The organism is Pseudomonas sp. SWI36, from assembly GCF_002948105.1.
In the GTDB taxonomy this organism is placed as follows: Bacteria; Pseudomonadota; Gammaproteobacteria; order Pseudomonadales; family Pseudomonadaceae; genus Aquipseudomonas; species Aquipseudomonas alloputida.
Window position 1 is genome coordinate 3,008,497 of the sequence record NZ_CP026675.1, and the last position, 16,406, is coordinate 3,024,902.

The window sequence follows — 16,406 nt, forward strand, 5'->3', positions numbered from 1 at the left end:
GATGATCCTTGCAGAACAGGGAAAAGTCGGCCTTTGACCGTCTGCGCGGCCTTCAGTTCGCCACTAAGCTAACAGAGTGAAGGGCTGCTGTCCCAAGTGCGCCAGCGGTTGCTGGAAAGGGGTGAAACCAACAGGCGTGCGGAGTAGGATGGCGCGAAGCAGTATTCGAGGTAATGAGGATTTCCATGTCAGACGCGTTGAACGCTGTGCCCAAGGGCTTCGAAATCATCGAGCGGGCCAATTGCTTCCAGGGCTTTTACAAGCTCGACAAGTTACGCCTGCGCCACGAGCTATTTGCCGGGGGCATGGGGCGCGAGATCAGTCGCGAACTGTTTGTGCGCCACGATGCGGTATGCGTGCTGCCGTACGACCCTGCGCGCGATGAAGTGGTGCTGATCGAACAGTTTCGCGTGGGCGCACTGGACAAGGTCGCCAACCCTTGGCTGATCGAGATGGTTGCCGGGTTGATCGACAAAGACGAGCAGCCCGAGGAAGTCGCCCATCGCGAGGCTGAAGAAGAAGCCGGCCTGACCTTTAGCGCCCTTTGGCCGATGACCCGCTACTTCCCGTCGCCTGGCGGCAGTGACGAATACGTTCATCTGTTCCTCGGCCGTTGCAGCAGCGAGGGCGCGGGAGGGCTGCATGGCCTGGAGGAAGAGGGCGAAGACATTCGCGTACGCGTGTGGGCGTTCGAGGATGCCCTGCAGGCGGTGCGCGACGGGCGCATCTGCAATGCGGCCACCATCATTGGCCTGCAATGGCTGGCGCTGAACCGTGACGAAGTAAGAGGTATGTGGAAGTGAACCTGCTGCGCGAGCGCTATCGAGTTGACCTGGTCGGGCTGCAGGCAGCCTGCGAGGCCAACTACGCCCGGCTGATGCGCTTGTTGCCCGACATGCGCACCACCCAGAGCTCGCGCCGCATCGGCATGACCCAGGGTGACCAGATGCTTGGCGTGCTGGTGCTCGACGTGGTGCTGGCCTGCCCGTATACCACCACCCTGCATGTGCGCCAGGAACACAGCCTGCCGTGGTTGCCAGTGCCACACCTGGAAGTGCAGGTGTATCACGATGCGCGCATGGCCGAAGTGGTCAGCGCCGAACACACCCGGCGCCTGCGCAGCATCTACCCGTATCCGAACGATGCCATGCACCAGCCGGACGAAAAGGCCCAGCTCAACCTGTTCCTGGGTGAATGGCTCAGCCACTGCCTGGCCTGCGGCCACGAACTGGCAAGTGTTCGCTGAATTGTGACGTGAGTCGGTTGCGGGTGTTTGCTCGTCACCGTCGCACAGCCATAATTCCCGCTGAATCCATTCGAGGAGATGGCCGTTGTCGCCGCCAGACCAATCCCGCCCCGTGCATGTGGTGCAACTGACCGATGCCCACCTGTTCGCCGACCCGGCTGGCAGCATGCTTGGCCTCAAGACCCGAGACAGCCTGCGCCACGTGGTGGCCCAGGTGCGGCGCGAGCAGCCGCTTGTCGACTTGCTGCTGTGCACGGGCGACCTGTCCCAGGATGCCAGCGTGGCATCCTATGAAGCGTTTCGTGAGCTGACCGCACCGTTTGCCGTACCCACTCGCTGGCTGCCGGGCAACCATGACGAGGCTCAGGTGATGGCGCAGGTGGCGCCGGAACTGGTGCAGGCGGTGACCGATATCGGCGCGTGGCGGGTGGTCATGCTCAACACCGCCGTGCAGGGTGCTACCCACGGGTTTTTGCAAGATGACCAGCTGGCCGTACTGGAAGCCGCCTTGAAAGAGGCCGGCGAGCGGCATTGCCTGGTGTGCTTCCACCATCAGCCAGTGGATATCGGCTGCGCCTGGATCGCGCCGATCGGCTTGCGCAATGCCCAGGCGCTGTTCGATATCGTTGAAGGATATCCACAGGTACGGGCTTTGTTATGGGGGCATGTGCATCAGGAATGGGATGAGGTCCGAGAGGGGCGGCGCCTGCTGGCCACGCCGTCGACCTGCATTCAGTTCGCGGCGCGCAGCGAAGACTTCCAGGTGAGCGAAGAGCATCCGGGGTACCGCTGGTTGCGCCTGCATGCCGACGGGCGGCTGGAGACCGGGGTGGAGCGGGCGCTGGATTTCGAGGTGCAGCTCGACTTCGACAGCCCAGGGTATTGAGCAGGCCACGTCAGCCTGCCGGAAATGTATTGCGAAATCCGTGGCACTGCGTCAAAACCCGGCGAACGCGCTACACTGCGCGTCCCTGCGCCCGCATTATCAGGCGCGAAGCCACAGATTCCGGGGGCAGCATGTCGGGTTCCATCCTCTATATCCATGGCTTCAACAGCTCGCCGCTTTCGACCAAGGCGCGTCAGCTGGAGGCAGTCATGCAGCAGCTCGGCCTGGCCGACCAGTTGCGAGTGCCGGCCCTGCACCACCACCCACGGCAAGCCATGGTCCAGCTCGAAGCGGCCATCGCCGAACTGGGGGCGCCACTGCTGGTGGGCAGTTCGCTCGGCGGCTACTATGCCACCCACCTGGCCGAGCGCCATGGCCTCAAGGCCCTGCTGGTCAACCCGGCGGTAACCCCGCACAAGCATTTCGACGGTTACCTGGGCACCCAGCGCAATCATTACAGCGGTGAAACCTGGGAGCTGACCCACGATCACGTGCAGGCCCTGGCCGAGCTGGAAGTCGCGGCCCCGGCCGATGCCGACCGCTATCAAGTGTGGCTGCAGACCGCCGATGAAACCCTGGACTATCGACACGCCGAGCGCTATTACCGTGCTTGTGCCCTGCGTATCCAGGCCGGTGGCGACCACAGCTTCCAGGGCTTCGCCGAGCGCCTGCCGGCACTGCTGGCGTTCGCAGGCATTGCCCGTGGGCAGTATGCGGCGCTCGATTTTTCTGTATTTTGACTTTTTTGCATTCACCAGACTGACGACGAGACCCTATGGCCAATCCCAGCGCTAGCGCCTATAACGCAGACGCCATCGAAGTCCTCTCGGGCCTTGATCCGGTCCGCAAGCGGCCGGGCATGTACACCGATACCAGCCGCCCCAACCACCTGGCCCAGGAAGTCATCGACAACAGTGTCGACGAAGCACTGGCCGGCCACGCGCGTTCGGTGCAGGTCATCCTGCATGCCGACCATTCGCTGGAAGTCAGCGACGACGGCCGCGGCATGCCGGTGGACATCCATCCGGAAGAGGGCGTGTCCGGGGTCGAGCTGATCCTCACAAAGCTGCACGCCGGCGGCAAGTTCTCCAACAAGAACTATCAGTTTTCCGGCGGCCTGCACGGGGTGGGTATCTCGGTGGTCAACGCCCTGTCGACGCAGGTGCGCGTGCGCGTCAAACGTGACGGTAACGAATACCAGATGACCTTTGCCGATGGCTTCAAGGCCAGCGAGCTGGAAGTGGTCGGCTCGGTCGGCAAGCGCAACACCGGCACCAGTGTGTACTTCAGCCCCGACCCGAAGTACTTCGACTCGCCCAAGTTCTCCATCAGCCGCCTCAAGCACGTGCTCAAGGCCAAGGCGGTACTGTGCCCGGGGCTGCTGGTCAGCTTCGAGGACAAGGCCAGCGGCGAAAAGGTGGAATGGCACTACGAGGATGGCCTGCGCTCCTACCTGGTCGACTCGGTCAACGAATTCCAGCGCCTGCCCGACGAGCCGTTCTGTGGCAGCCTGGCGGGTAACAAGGAAGCGGTTGACTGGGCTTTGCTGTGGCTGCCCGAAGGCGGTGACAGCATTCAGGAAAGCTACGTCAACCTGATCCCCACCGCCCAGGGCGGCACCCACGTCAACGGCCTGCGCCAGGGCCTGCTGGATGCCATGCGTGAGTTCTGCGAGTTCCGCAACTTGCTGCCGCGCGGGGTAAAGCTGGCGCCGGAAGACGTTTGGGAGCGCATCACCTTCGTACTGTCGATGAAGATGCAGGACCCGCAGTTCTCCGGGCAGACCAAAGAGCGCCTGTCATCACGCGAGGCGGCCGCGTTCGTCTCCGGTGTGGTCAAGGATGCTTTCAGCCTGTGGCTCAACGCCCACCCCGAGCTGGGCATGCAACTGGCAGAACTGGCCATCAGCAACGCCGGGCGCCGCCTCAAGGCCAGCAAGAAGGTCGAGCGCAAGCGCATCACCCAGGGCCCGGCATTGCCCGGCAAGCTGGCCGATTGTGCAGGCCAGGACCCGATGCGTGCCGAGTTGTTCCTCGTCGAGGGTGACTCGGCCGGTGGTTCGGCCAAGCAGGCGCGGGACAAGGAATTCCAGGCTATCCTGCCGCTGCGCGGCAAGATCCTCAACACCTGGGAAGTGGACGGGGGCGAAGTCCTGGCCAGCCAGGAAGTGCACAACATTGCCGTGGCCATTGGCGTCGATCCGGGTGCAACCGACCTTGCACAGCTGCGCTATGGCAAGATCTGCATCCTCGCCGACGCTGACTCCGATGGTCTGCACATCGCCACATTGCTGTGTGCGCTGTTCGTTCAACACTTCCGGACACTGGTCGAGGCTGGGCATGTTTACGTGGCCATGCCGCCCCTGTACCGCATCGACCTGGGCAAGGAAATCTACTACGCCCTCGACGAAGCCGAGCGTGACGGCATCCTCGACCGCCTGGTGGCCGAGAAGAAGCGCGGCAAGCCGCAGGTAACACGCTTCAAGGGCCTGGGCGAGATGAACCCGCCGCAGTTGCGCGAAACCACCATGGACCCGAACACCCGGCGCCTGGTGCAGCTGACCCTGGACGACGTAGAGGCCACCTGCGAGCTGATGGACAAGCTGCTGGCCAAAAAGCGCGCCGGTGACCGCAAGAGTTGGCTGGAAACCAAGGGCAACCTGGCCGAGGTCATGGTTTGATTCGGCAAGTACTTGCCGTTTGCCTGGCGCTGGTTGCCCTGCCTTGTCTGGCGGGCAACTGGCCAGAGCTGAAGATGACAGCCGAGCACCCGATCGACGGTATGCGCGGTGGCAACCTGTCGGGGCTGGTAGAATGCCGGGGTGGGTTGTGGGGCGTGTCCGATCGTGACGACGACCGTATCTACCGCTTCGATCAGCAGAACCCGACCTGGCGCGCGCAGCCGCTTACCTTCACCCCGCCGGCTGTCCCGGAAAGCGGCCTGCCATGGGGGTTGAAGTCGCGCAACTGGGCGGCATCGTACATTCGCGGTGGCGAGCTGGATTTCGAAGGTATCACCTGTGATCAGGCGGGTAACCTCTATCTGGTCAGCGAGGCGCATGCCGCGGTGCTGCAATTGCCGCTGGAAGGCGAGCCGGACTGGTTGAGGATCGACTCGGCCATGGTGCGCCAGGCCCGGGCAAGCGGCATGCTGCTGAACTTCAATGCCCTGTTCGAAGGCCTGGCGATCAACCCGGCGGGTGACCGCCTGTGGCTGGCTGCCGAGCGTGAGCGCCGTGGCCTGCTGGCTATCGAGCGCCAGCAGTCGGTCTGGACCTGCGGGCGTGGTTGCGTGCTGCTGAGCGAGGCGGGGGTCGAAATGCAACCCGCGCAGATGCCCAATGCCAGGGCCCTGTCGCGCGACTTCGCTGACCTGGCCTGGTTCGAGGGCAAGCTGTTTACCCTCGAACGTAACGCTTACCGGGTGTGCCGACGTGATGTCGACAGTGGCAAGGTCGAGCGTTGCTGGTCGTTCGCTGCTGATGCGCTGGTCGAGTCACGGCGCTACGCGCAGCCGTTTGGCCTGGCCGAAGCACTGGTGATCGATGCCAAGGGCGCCTGGATTGGCCTGGACAACAACAACGGCGCCCGTGCCGATGGTGAAACCCGGCCGCTCGTCTGGCGCTTCGACGCACCGGAAGGCGGCTGGAGCGCCAAACCATGAGCCAGGCGCCGGGCAAGCGCGCGGGCAAGTTACTGATGATCGTCGCCTGGGCGGCGGCGCTGTTTCTTGCCACGCGCTTTTTCGGCCAGTGGGAAGACAGCCAGCGTAACCCCAACCGCCAGGTGCAATCCGAGCATGGTCAAGGCTTTATCGAAGTTCGCCTGCTGAGTAATGGCCAGGGCCACTTCGTGGTGGATGGTGCCATCAACGGCCAGGTGGTGCATTTCATGCTCGACACCGGCGCCACCGACGTGGCGATCCCGGAGGCGTTGGCTCATGAACTGAGCCTGGAGCGCGGTAGCCCGGTGCTACTGAGCACCGCCAACGGCCGCACCGAAGGCTACCGCACGCGCCTGACCAGCCTGCAACTGGGCGATATCCGCCTGCAGAACGTACGCGCCATCGTGGTGCCGGGCCTTGATGGGTCCACCGTACTGCTGGGCATGAGTGCCCTGCAACAACTTGAATTTACCCAGCGCGGTGGCACCATGCTGCTGCGCCAGAACCTGAAATAATGACGAGGCCCGCATGAGCGACTCACTGGAACTCAGCCTGGACGGCGTCGAACGCCGCTCGCTGGCTGACTTCACCGAACAGGCCTACCTCAACTACTCCATGTACGTGATCATGGACCGTGCCTTGCCGCATATCGGCGACGGCCTGAAGCCGGTGCAGCGACGCATCGTCTACGCCATGAGCGAGTTGGGGCTCGATGCCGATGCCAAGCACAAGAAGTCGGCACGTACCGTCGGTGACGTGCTCGGCAAGTTCCATCCCCATGGCGATTCGGCCTGCTACGAGGCCATGGTGCTGATGGCGCAGCCGTTCAGCTACCGCTATACCCTGGTCGATGGCCAGGGCAACTGGGGTGCGCCGGATGATCCTAAGTCGTTCGCCGCCATGCGCTACACCGAGGCGCGGCTGTCGCGCTACGCTGAAGTGCTGCTCAGCGAAGTCGGCCAGGGCACCGTGGACTGGGTGCCGAACTTCGATGGCACGTTGCAGGAACCGGCCGTGCTGCCTGCGCGCCTGCCCAACATCCTGCTCAACGGTACCACCGGTATCGCCGTGGGCATGGCCACCGACGTGCCGCCGCACAACCTGCGAGAGGTGGCCAGTGCCTGTGTGCGACTGCTCGATGAGCCCAAGGCAACCATCGAGCAGTTGTGCGAGCACATCCAGGGGCCGGATTACCCGACCGAGGCAGAGATCGTCACGCCGCGGGCTGAAATTCTCAAGATGTACGAAAGCGGCCGCGGCTCGATCCGCATGCGCGCCGTGTACCGCGTCGAGGATGGCGACATCGTCGTCACTGCGCTGCCGCACCAGGTCTCCGGGGCCAAAGTGCTGGAGCAGATTGCCGCGCAGATGCAGGCCAAGAAGCTGCCGATGGTCGCCGACCTGCGCGACGAGTCGGACCACGAGAACCCGTGCCGTATCGTCATCATCCCGCGTTCCAACCGCGTCGATGTCGACGAGCTGATGCAGCACCTGTTCGCTACCACCGACCTGGAAAGCACCTACCGGGTCAACGTGAATATCATCGGCCTGGACGGCCGGCCGCAGTTGAAAAACCTGCGAACCCTATTGGTGGAGTGGCTGGAATTCCGCACCAATACCGTTCGTCGCCGCCTGCAGCATCGTCTGGATAAGGTCGAGAAGCGTCTGCACCTGTTGGACGGTTTGCTCACTGCATTCCTCAACCTGGATGAAGTGATCCACATCATCCGTACCGAGGAATACCCCAAGCAGGCCCTGATCGAACGTTTCGAGCTGACCGAGATACAGGCCGACTACATCCTCGAGACCCGCCTGCGGCAGTTGGCGCGCCTGGAAGAGATGAAGATCCGCGGTGAGCAGGATGAGTTGCTGAAGGAGCAAGCCAAGCTGCAGGCCTTGCTGGGGAGCGAGGCCAAACTGCGCAAGCTGGTGCGCAGCGAGCTGATCAAGGATGCCGAAACCTATGGCGATGATCGTCGTTCGCCGATCGTAGCGCGTGCCGAAGCCAAGGCACTGTCGGAAAACGAGCTGATGCCGACCGAGCCCGTCACCGTGGTGCTGTCGGAGAAGGGCTGGGTGCGCTGCGCCAAGGGCCACGATATCGACGCCACTGGCCTTTCCTACAAGGCCGGCGACGGCTTCAAGGCTGCTGCGGCCGGGCGTTCCAACCAGTTTGCCGTGCTTATCGATTCCACCGGTCGCAGCTACTCGCTGGCCGCCCACAGCCTGCCATCGGCGCGTGGCCAGGGCGAGCCGCTGACTGGCCGTCTGACGCCGCCACCGGGGGCGACTTTCGAATGTGTGTTGTTGCCTGACGACGATGCGCTGTACGTGGTGGCTTCGGATGCCGGTTACGGCTTCGTGGTCAAGGGTGAAGACCTGCAGGCCAAGAACAAGGCCGGCAAAGGCCTGCTCAGCTTGCCCAACGGGGCCAAGGTCATGACCCCGCGCCCGGTGGCCGATCGCGAGCAGGACTGGTTGGCGGCAGTGACCACCGAAGGCCGCCTGCTGGTGTTCAAGGTCAGCGACTTGCCACAGCTGGGTAAAGGCAAGGGCAACAAGATCATTGGCGTGCCGGGTGACCGGGTGGCCAGCCGTGAAGAATTTGTTACCGATCTGGCCGTGATTCCCGAAGGCGCGACCCTTGTATTGCAGGCCGGCAAGCGTACCCTGTCTTTGAAGGCGGACGACTTGGAGCACTACAAGGGCGAGCGCGGTCGGCGCGGCAGCAAGCTGCCACGCGGGTTCCAGCGTGTCGATGGGTTGCAGGTGGAAGTGCCGACATAACCGGTTGTAATGTCTGGAACGGCAATTTCAACGCCGTTTCGGGCAGAAATGCTGGAGTCGGACGGTTATTTCGCGGATGATATGCCCCTTGCGGTGCCGGCGTGGCCGTGTGCCCGTTTGAATCTACATGTATCACTGCGGTGTGCCTTGTGGCAGCCGCCTGGATGGGATGATGAAATTTCTGCGCCTTCCATTTGCGCTGTTGATGACTGGCCTGCTGGGCCTTGGCGGGTGCACCATGCATCAGCCGGTTGCCCTGTATCAGCTCGACAGTGGTGATCCTGGCCAGCCGTCGCAGAGTGCGGGCATGGCCGTGGTACTCGGCCCGGTATCGGTGGCCGATTACCTTCAGCGTGAGACATTCCTGCAGCGTCAACCTGATGGCAGCCTGAGCGCGGCGACCGACGGTCGTTGGGCTGGCAGCCTTTCATCGGATATCGACCAGCTGCTGGTGCGTCAACTGGCCTGGCGCCTGGACAGCCAACGCGTAGTACTGGCCCCGGCGACCGCAGGCTTCAGCCCGGACGTACAAGTGCTGTTGTCGATCACACGCCTGGATTCTGGCAAGAACCAGCCGGCCATCCTGGATGCCCAGTGGCGTCTGCTTGACCGCCGTGGCCATGTGCGTGACAACCGTATCATCCACCTCGAGCAGCAGCACGAGGGCAGTGAGTCGTCGCAGGTGCAGGCTCAGGGCCAACTGCTGCAGAAGCTGGCCGAACAGCTGAGCACGGCGGTGAAGCCGCTGGCCAACCAGCCGGCGATTGCCGAAGAGGCACCGAAAAAGCCCGCTGCACCGACGCAGGTGAAGAAGGGGCCGGAGAAGCCCAAAATCCCGATGGCCTCGCCGATTCGCACCGATATGGAAGTTTATCGGTTCTGATCAAACGGCCAGATACGACAAAGCCCGCATTCGCTGCGGGCTTTTTTGTATCTGCCGGTCTTCGTAGGAGCGGGTTTACCCGCGAAAGGGCCGGCCCTGCTGGCCAATTACCCCCGCCGTTCACCGTTGCCGCCGCTACCGTATTCGCGGGTAAACCCGCTCCTACGCAGATTGGTGGTGGACACACATCGGGGGTTGGACACAGGCCGCCGTGTAGGAGCGGGTTTACCCGCGAAGAGGCCGGCCCTGCTGGCCAATTACCACCCGCCGTTCACCGTTGCTGCCGCCACCGTATTCGCGGGTAAACCCGCGAATACGCAGATTGGTGGTGGACACACATCGGGGGTTGGACACAGGCCGCCGTGTAGGAGCGGGTTTACCCGCGAAGAGGCCGGCCCTGCTGGCCAATTTCTACCCGCCGTTCACCGTTGCCGCCGCTACCGTATTCGCGGGTAAACCCGCTCCTACACCGGATCGGGGGTGGACACACATCGGGGGTTGGGCACAGGCCGCCGTGTAGGAGCGGGTTTACCCGCGAAGAGGCCGGCCCTGCTGGCCAATTTCTACCCGCCGTTCACCGTTGCCGCCGCTACCGTATTCGCGGGTAAACCCGCTCCTACCGGGGGTTTGCGCTATTGGCTGGATCTTGCGCCAGGCAGGTGATCGCAAGGAAACCAGCCTGGCTCAAGACATGCGCTGTAGATGTCGCGTCTACCTGTCAGGCGCGGTGCTCATGCATGCGCGCCAGTTGCCGTTCCAGCATTGACGGGTAGGGCTCCATCAGTCGCTCCACACAGCAGGCGCCTTCGGGGCTGGCGATCGGGCGAATACGTGCACGCTGGCGGATCAGGGCGTCATCGTTGATCTGCCGCTCCACCAGCAACAGGTTGCGGCTGTGCTGCGACAACGCCAGGGCATCCTGGACCTTCTCGGCCATCAGCAGGTCAACCAGTTCCAGCCCATGCAGGTCGTTGCCCAAGACCAGGCCTAGCTGCAGTTGCAGGGTAATGCCGCTGTCAGCTACCTCGATCTGCAGGGCGTGGCCCAGGGCGCGCAACAGTTCGCCACAGCAAATGGCGTTGGTCAGGTAATCCTCGCCACACTCGCGGCTGTGGAACAGCACCAGGGTGCTGCCGTCGTTCAGCGTGTGCGTTTCGCCGTCGTAGAGCGAGGCCGCGTGCTCCAGGCAATCACGGTAGCGCTCGGTCAGCTCGGCCAGGCGTGTGCGTGGCAGGCGACGCAGTTGCTCCTGCGAGCCCAGTTGCACGGCAAGCACGGCGCTGTACTGCGGCTCGTCGGACTCGACCTCTGCGGCGGCTTTGGGGGCAGTGTCGTCGTCCAGCAGGCCGGCGAAGGCTTCGTCGTCATCCTCGTCTTCCAGGGCAACCTTGGCGCGCGGTGCGGCCTTGGGTGCCGGGGCAACTGCGGGCAGGTCGTCGAACTGCTCGTCGTCTTCTTCCTCGGGCTCCGGCTCCGGGGGCGGAGGCGGGGCCAGGCGTGCATGCAGCTGGCGGGCGATGTCGCCAATCTCGTCCTGGCGGTCGGTGGCCGGGGTATAGGGCTGCGGGTCGCGCAGCCATACCCGCAGTTGCAGCAGTGGCAGGGTGATGAAGCGACCCTGACGCAAGCTGAGGGCCAAGGCCAGGGTAAGCAGGATGGCGGCCAGAATGCCCATGCTCTGCAGGCTGATCAGCATCGGCTGCTGGAACTGGCTCATGTCCAGACTTATGCGCAGCTGTCCGGCCGTCACGTCCTGGAACGTGATTTTGGTCTGGTACAGGCCTTCGGCCTCGCCCAGCAGGCTGTTGCGCGGGCGCTGGCCTGCTTCGGCGAGGATGCGGTTATCCACGCTGTAGATTGCCGCATGGGCCACCAGCGGGTTTTTAACCAGGTTGCCCAGTAGCACGTTGAGGCTGAGGATGTCGTTGGACACCAGCAGCTCGGTGGCCGATGTTGCAGTCTGGGTGGTCAGGCTCTGGCCCAAGGCATCGGCCTGCTCATGCATGGCCTGCTTGAACTGCAGGCCCATCACGCAGGCGTAGATCACCAGCGCCAGCGCCACCAGGAAAATGTTGGTGCAGGCGATGCGCAGTGCCAGCGGCACGCGACGTTGACTCAGGGCGCGATAGATCATCAGGAAGAAATTGTCTGGTTTGACTGGCGTGGGCCGGTTCACAGAGCTCGGCTCTTAATGGCATGAAAGTGGGGGGAGTATAGCGAGCCGGGTTTTGTCGGCAAAGTATCGTTGGCGCCCGATGGTCATGGAAAATCGGTAGAATGCGCATTTTTCATCGAAGTCGGAGCCAGGTTGTGCGCGAAATCGTCCTGATCAACATCACCGGTGAGGACCGTCCCGGTCTCACTGCGGCTATCACCGGCGTCCTGCTGCAGGGCGGTGTGAGTATCCTCGACATCGGCCTGGCGGTCATGCACGGCACCTTGTCGTTTGGCATCCTGGTCGACATCCCGGACAACGAAGTGGCTACCGCGCTGTTGCAAAGCGTGCAGGCCAAAGCCCACGAACTGAACCTGCAGGCCCGTTATACGCCGATTTCCGAGGCGGACTACCAGCATTGGGCCGATGGGCATGGCGAAGCGCGACACATCGTTACCCTGCTCAGCCGCAAGATCACACCCGAGCAGCTGCAGCGGGTGAGTGCGGTGATCAGCCAGTACGGCCTGACCATCGAGCGTATCGAGCGCCTGTCGGCCCGGGTGGCACTGGATGCCGAAATCGACAAGGGCAAGGCAGCCGTCGAGATCTCCGTGCGCGGCGTGCCGAGCGATGCCCAGGCCCTGCGTGCCGACTTCTTTGCCCTGGCTGAAGAGCTGAGCGTCGACATCGCCTTCCAGAAGGACGATCTGTTCCGCCGCAACCGCCGCCTGGCGGTGTTCGACATGGACTCCACGCTGATCGAGGCCGAAGTCATCGACGAACTGGCCAAGGCGGCGGGTGTGGGGGAGCAGGTGGCGGCGATCACCGAGCGCGCCATGCGCGGTGAACTGGACTTCCGCGCCAGCTTCAAAGAGCGCATGGCACTGCTCAAGGGCCTGGATGTGGGGGTGCTGGACGAGATCGGGGCATCGCTGCGCCTGACCGAGGGTGCCGAGAACCTGTTTGCCGAGCTCAAGCGCCTGGGATACAAGACCGCGATTCTGTCCGGTGGCTTTACCTACTTCGCCCGTCAGGTGCAGGCGCGCCTGGGTATCGACTATGTGTTCGCCAACGAACTTGAAGTGGTCGATGGCAAGGTGACGGGCGTGGCTGTTGAGCCGATTGTCGATGCCCAGCGCAAGGCCGATTTGTTGAAGAAGCTGGCCAGTGACGAAGGCTTGCAACTGGAGCAGACCATCGCCGTGGGCGATGGCGCCAATGACCTGCCGATGCTGTCGCTGGCCGGGTTGGGCGTGGCGTTTCGTGCCAAGCCGCTGGTGCGCCAGTCGGCCAAGCAGGCGATTTCCACCTTGGGGCTGGACGGGGTGCTGTACCTGCTGGGCCTGCGTGATCGCGACGCCCGCGGCTGATCCGTGAATCCGGGGCCGCAAGGCGGCCCAACGAAAAAGGCCCTGCATATGCAGGGCCTTTTCATATGGCTCGAATCAAGTCTGCGCAGGCGCCGCCAGTTGCTGCCCCATGCGAACTGCAGAGCCCGCACCCAGGCTCTCAGCCCACTTCACCTGCTCCGGCCCGAACAGCACGATGGCGGTCGAACCCAGCTTGAAGCGGCCTAGTTCGGCACCTTTCTCCAGGTGGATCGGCGTGCGGCTGGCTTCGTCGTAACGGAAGGTCTTCAGCTCACGTTTGGGCGGCGTGACCAGCCCGGCCCATACCGTTTCGATCGAGGCGACGATCATCGCGCCGACCAGTACCACAGCCATTGGCCCACGCTCTGTATCGAACAGGCAGACCACGCGCTCGTTGCGAGCGAACAGCTCGGGAACATTCTCTGCGGTGGTCTGGTTGACCGAGAACAGGCGGCCCGGCACATAGACCATTTCGCGCAGGGTGCCGGCCAGCGGCATGTGCACGCGGTGGTAGTCCTTGGGCGACAGGTAGATGGTGGCAAACTCACCGCCCATGAACGGCGCGGCCATGGCCGGATCACCGCCCAGCAGCTCTTGCGCGCTGAAACCGTGGCCTTTGGCCTGGAAGATACGGCCGTGCTCGATCGGGCCGAGCTGGCTGACCGCGCCGTCGGCCGGGCACAGGATGGCGCCCGGGGTTTCGTCCAGCGGACGGGCACCAGGTTTCAGGGCGCGGGTGAAGAACGCATTGAAGTGCTCGTAAGCACTCAGGTCTTCGACCAGAGCCTCGCTCATGTTGACCTGGTAGCGCTTGGCGAACCATGCGGTGAAGGCGTTCTTGAACCAGCGCACGCGGCACTCGGCGATGCAGCCGGCCAGCCGCGACAGCAGGTGGTGCGGCAGCAGGTACTGGCTGATGATGAACAGACGGGATTTCATGCAGGTTCCTTAGACTTCTACAGGCGTGTCCGGGTGGTTGCCCCATTCGCTCCACGAGCCGGCGTAGGCCTTGACGCGTGGGTAGCCGAGGGCCTTGGCCACCAGGTAAGTGAAACCGGAGCGGCGGTGGGTCTGGCAGTGGGTGATCACCTCCTTGTCAGGGGTGATGCCCAGTTGCTCGAGGACTTGTTTGATGTCCTGACGAATGCGCAGGTGGTCGTTGAGGTCCATGCCGGCGGTCCACTCGAAGTTGATCGCGCCGGGGATGTGGCCGCCTTTGGCTGCCAGCACTTTTTCGCCGCTGAATTCCTGCGGGCCGCGCGCGTCCCAGATGACCAGGTCATCGGCGCCCAGGCGGCTTTGCAGGTACTCGCGGGTGGCAGTGGGTGCGCTGTCTATGTGCAGTTGCACCGGGGCGTTGCCAATGGCAGGCACTTCGGTGGACAGTTTGTCTGCAGGCCAGGCCTGGATACCGCCATTGAGGTAGTGGTAGCGCTTGTGGCCGATGACATCGAGCAGCCAGATGAAGCGCCCGGCCCAGCTGCCGCCTTCATCGTCGTACACCACATACACGGCATCGGCGCGGTGGCCGAGTTCGCTGAACAGTTTTTCGAGCTCGCCCAGGGCTGGCAGCAGGCCGGGCGCCGGTGGCTGGCCGAGCTGGGTGCGCTTGCCTTCGACAAAGCGCGCGCCGGGGATATGCCCGCTGACATAGCGGTTGGCGCTGCTCAGGTCGACCAGGATCAGTTGCGGCGAATCCAGGCGTGGCAGCAGGTCTGCAGCTTCGATCACCAGGGGCAGGCCGGAAAAGTCGGTCATCCACGGTCTCCAGTGTGGAAAGAGGGGCGATTGTAGCGCAAGGCTCAACCCTTGCGGTTGGTAAACACCGACAAGGCCCGCTCGATGCATTGCGCGGTCTTGCCGAAGGCTTGCACGCTGATATCGGCCAAAGGCCGGCAGCCCTGGTCGGCCACCAGCAGCATCAGCACCTGGTCGTTCGCAGCCAGCGAGCGAAGCAGTACATGTTCGCTGCGGAACAAGGTGCGCAGCGGGGCGGGCAAAAGCGCCGAGAACTGGCTGTGGTTTTCCGGTGTGATGCGCAGCTGCCCGGCCTGACTCAGCAGCTTTTGCAGCAGCTTGTTCTGCGATACCTGCAGGGCCAGGGCACCGGCCTCCTTGGGCAGGCCGGCAATTTGCTGCACGCGCAGGTAGTCACTGGCCTTGTCCAGGCTAAGCAGCATGATGCGTTGCATGCCGCAGGCCAGCAGGGCCTCACGGGCCTGCGTGGCCAGGTGCACGGTGTTGGTGAACGGGCTGGGTTGGGCCAGCAGGTGCTGGCACAGCGTGCGCCAGCGTGCCAGGTCGTCGCTGCTGGGCGGTGGCGGGGCCAGCATGTCCGGGTGAGGGCGGCGTTGGTGCCACGGCCAGATCAAGGCCTCGGCCGGGTGGAACAGGGCATGCCGGGCGTGGCGGCGGGCGCTGGCGGCAGCCTGCTGGTGCACTTGCTGCTGCACGTCTTCCAGCGAGGTTTGCAGGTACAGCGCCGTCAGCAGTTGCCAGCGCAGCAGGTGCGGGTTGTCCCAGCCGACCTGTGCCGCCAGGGCCAGGTTGTTGGCCAGCAGTACGGTATTGGCCGGCTGATTGAACCAGCGCCGTAGGCCGGGCTCGGCATCCATGCGGTGTTGCTGGCTGAGCAGGTCTTCGTCGCGGGCGATATTCAGCACCTGGGCCAGTTGCTCGCGCTCTTCCAGCAGCAGGCGATAACCCTGGGTGACCCACTGGGGCAGGCGCCAATACTCGGCCATGGTCTGGCACAGCGCCATGATGCGCACGCCAAACAGTTCTTCCTCGACGTGGGCGGCGTCTTCACCTTTGTGGATAACCCGCAGCTCCCAGGTGTCGAGCAGCTTGGGGTAGGCCAGTGCCAGTGGCCAGAGTGGCGACAGGAACAGCAGGCTGCCCCAGTGAATCTCTTGCCACAGCCGTGCCAGACGGCTGGCGAACAGGCCGCTGGCCTGCTGTGCCGCATGCTGGCTGATCATCTGGAACTGGCACAATACCGGCGGAATTTCCTCCACGGGCAGTGCCGGCAGGCGTTTGAGAAGCTGCTCGCTGCGCTCCAGGCCCAGGCGGTTGAGGGCGACTTCCAGGCTTTCGGCGGGTTCGGCGAGGCTGGCATTGGTGGGGTGATTGGCTTCGCGCATCACTGACAGCACCAGTGCCGGGCTATCCTGTATCAGTTCGGCGATGTCGCGCAGCGAGCGGCGGCTATCGTGGATGGCAGCCATGACCCGGTCGTAGCTGTGCTTCGGCACGGGGATGCGAACACTCTCGAGCAGCTTTACCCAGGCCTCTAGCGTACGCGGGGCCTGAGTGGGCACCTTGGTTTCAATTGGCATTTTGACATCAGTCCGAACTGGCTTTTCGCATTGAGTGGCTATAGTCTGGCGCAGTTCTGCCGATAAGTAGAAGAAGAG

Annotated in this window: 14 protein-coding genes; 10 read left to right on the forward strand and 4 right to left on the reverse strand. The window is 63.6% G+C overall.

Going from position 1 to position 16,406, the window contains the following annotated elements; all coding sequences use genetic code 11:
• Nucleotides 1-185 precede the first annotated feature (185 nt).
• From C4Q27_RS14345 to C4Q27_RS14385, 9 genes are all read left to right on the forward strand, one after another.
• Nucleotides 186-803 carry an NUDIX domain-containing protein gene (locus C4Q27_RS14345; protein WP_003249478.1) on the forward strand — a complete coding sequence of 206 codons (618 nt, stop codon included), beginning with the start codon at nt 186-188 and terminating at the stop codon, nt 801-803.
• On the forward strand, nt 794-1,246 hold the full coding sequence (locus C4Q27_RS14350; RefSeq protein WP_003249480.1) for a DUF1249 domain-containing protein: 453 nt from the start codon (nt 794-796) through the stop codon (nt 1,244-1,246). Before C4Q27_RS14345 ends, C4Q27_RS14350 begins: the two co-directional genes overlap by 10 nt.
• Nucleotides 1,247-1,331: 85 nt before the next feature.
• Nucleotides 1,332-2,132, forward strand: a complete 801-nt coding sequence (gene cpdA, locus C4Q27_RS14355; protein WP_014859643.1) for a 3',5'-cyclic-AMP phosphodiesterase — start codon at nt 1,332-1,334, stop codon at nt 2,130-2,132.
• A gap of 131 nt (nt 2,133-2,263) precedes the next feature.
• Nucleotides 2,264-2,872, forward strand: a complete 609-nt coding sequence (locus C4Q27_RS14360) for a YqiA/YcfP family alpha/beta fold hydrolase (RefSeq protein ID WP_003249484.1) — start codon at nt 2,264-2,266, stop codon at nt 2,870-2,872.
• A gap of 35 nt (nt 2,873-2,907) precedes the next feature.
• Complete coding sequence (gene parE, locus C4Q27_RS14365; RefSeq protein WP_010955497.1) at nt 2,908-4,812, forward strand: DNA topoisomerase IV subunit B; 1,905 nt, start codon at nt 2,908-2,910, stop codon at nt 4,810-4,812.
• The gene (locus C4Q27_RS14370; RefSeq protein ID WP_064492576.1) at nt 4,809-5,795 is read left to right on the forward strand and encodes an esterase-like activity of phytase family protein; all 987 of its coding nucleotides are present in this window, start codon (nt 4,809-4,811) and stop codon (nt 5,793-5,795) included. Before parE ends, C4Q27_RS14370 begins: the two co-directional genes overlap by 4 nt.
• Nucleotides 5,792-6,310: a TIGR02281 family clan AA aspartic protease gene (locus C4Q27_RS14375; protein WP_010955495.1), complete on the forward strand. Its 519-nt coding sequence runs from the start codon at nt 5,792-5,794 to the stop codon at nt 6,308-6,310. Before C4Q27_RS14370 ends, C4Q27_RS14375 begins: the two co-directional genes overlap by 4 nt.
• Nucleotides 6,311-6,323: 13 nt before the next feature.
• Nucleotides 6,324-8,582, forward strand: coding sequence for a DNA topoisomerase IV subunit A (gene parC, locus C4Q27_RS14380; RefSeq protein WP_010955494.1), 2,259 nt, complete (start codon nt 6,324-6,326; stop codon nt 8,580-8,582).
• Between the two features lie 172 nt (nt 8,583-8,754).
• Entirely contained in the window at nt 8,755-9,465 is a 711-nt protein-coding gene (locus tag C4Q27_RS14385; RefSeq protein WP_019437569.1) for a membrane integrity-associated transporter subunit PqiC, read from the forward strand.
• A 718-nt stretch (nt 9,466-10,183) separates the two neighbouring features.
• Here the strand turns inward: C4Q27_RS14385 and C4Q27_RS14395 are convergent.
• A complete protein-coding gene (locus tag C4Q27_RS14395; protein ID WP_064491489.1) occupies nt 10,184-11,641 on the reverse strand; it encodes an AhpA/YtjB family protein in 1,458 nt (485 codons plus the stop codon).
• A 134-nt stretch (nt 11,642-11,775) separates the two neighbouring features.
• Here C4Q27_RS14395 and serB point away from each other — a divergent pair, with 134 nt between their 5' ends.
• Entirely contained in the window at nt 11,776-12,990 is a 1,215-nt protein-coding gene (gene serB / locus C4Q27_RS14400) for a phosphoserine phosphatase SerB (protein WP_019437570.1), read from the forward strand.
• Nucleotides 12,991-13,065: 75 nt separating this feature from the next.
• On the opposite strand, the gene asd is transcribed toward serB, so the two are convergent.
• The 3 genes from asd to C4Q27_RS14410 are packed head-to-tail and all read right to left on the reverse strand — an operon-like array spanning nt 13,066 to nt 16,328.
• Nucleotides 13,066-13,929, reverse strand: a complete 864-nt coding sequence (asd, locus tag C4Q27_RS29805; protein WP_232968720.1) for an archaetidylserine decarboxylase — start codon at nt 13,927-13,929, stop codon at nt 13,066-13,068.
• Between the two features lie 9 nt (nt 13,930-13,938).
• On the reverse strand, nt 13,939-14,748 hold the full coding sequence (locus tag C4Q27_RS29810; protein ID WP_256600082.1) for a rhodanese-like domain-containing protein: 810 nt from the start codon (nt 14,746-14,748) through the stop codon (nt 13,939-13,941).
• Between the two features lie 44 nt (nt 14,749-14,792).
• Nucleotides 14,793-16,328, reverse strand: coding sequence for an HDOD domain-containing protein (locus C4Q27_RS14410; RefSeq protein ID WP_104886983.1), 1,536 nt, complete (start codon nt 16,326-16,328; stop codon nt 14,793-14,795).
• Nucleotides 16,329-16,406 lie beyond the last annotated feature (78 nt).

What these genes read in the sequence shown, in the direction of transcription:
- C4Q27_RS14345 (WP_003249478.1), top strand. Translation starts at nt 186, where the DNA reads ATGTCAGACGCGTTGAACGCTGTGCCCAAGGGCTTCGAAATCATCGAG.
- C4Q27_RS14360 (WP_003249484.1), top strand. Translation starts at nt 2,264, where the DNA reads ATGTCGGGTTCCATCCTCTATATCCATGGCTTCAACAGCTCGCCGCTT.
- parE (WP_010955497.1), top strand. Translation starts at nt 2,908, where the DNA reads ATGGCCAATCCCAGCGCTAGCGCCTATAACGCAGACGCCATCGAAGTC.
- C4Q27_RS14375 (WP_010955495.1), top strand. Translation starts at nt 5,792, where the DNA reads ATGAGCCAGGCGCCGGGCAAGCGCGCGGGCAAGTTACTGATGATCGTC.
- parC (WP_010955494.1), top strand. Translation starts at nt 6,324, where the DNA reads ATGAGCGACTCACTGGAACTCAGCCTGGACGGCGTCGAACGCCGCTCG.
- C4Q27_RS14385 (WP_019437569.1), top strand. Translation starts at nt 8,755, where the DNA reads ATGAAATTTCTGCGCCTTCCATTTGCGCTGTTGATGACTGGCCTGCTG.
- asd (WP_232968720.1), bottom strand. Translation starts at nt 13,929, where the DNA reads ATGAAATCCCGTCTGTTCATCATCAGCCAGTACCTGCTGCCGCACCAC.
- C4Q27_RS29810 (WP_256600082.1), bottom strand. Translation starts at nt 14,748, where the DNA reads ATGACCGACTTTTCCGGCCTGCCCCTGGTGATCGAAGCTGCAGACCTG.
- C4Q27_RS14410 (WP_104886983.1), bottom strand. Translation starts at nt 16,328, where the DNA reads ATGCCAATTGAAACCAAGGTGCCCACTCAGGCCCCGCGTACGCTAGAG.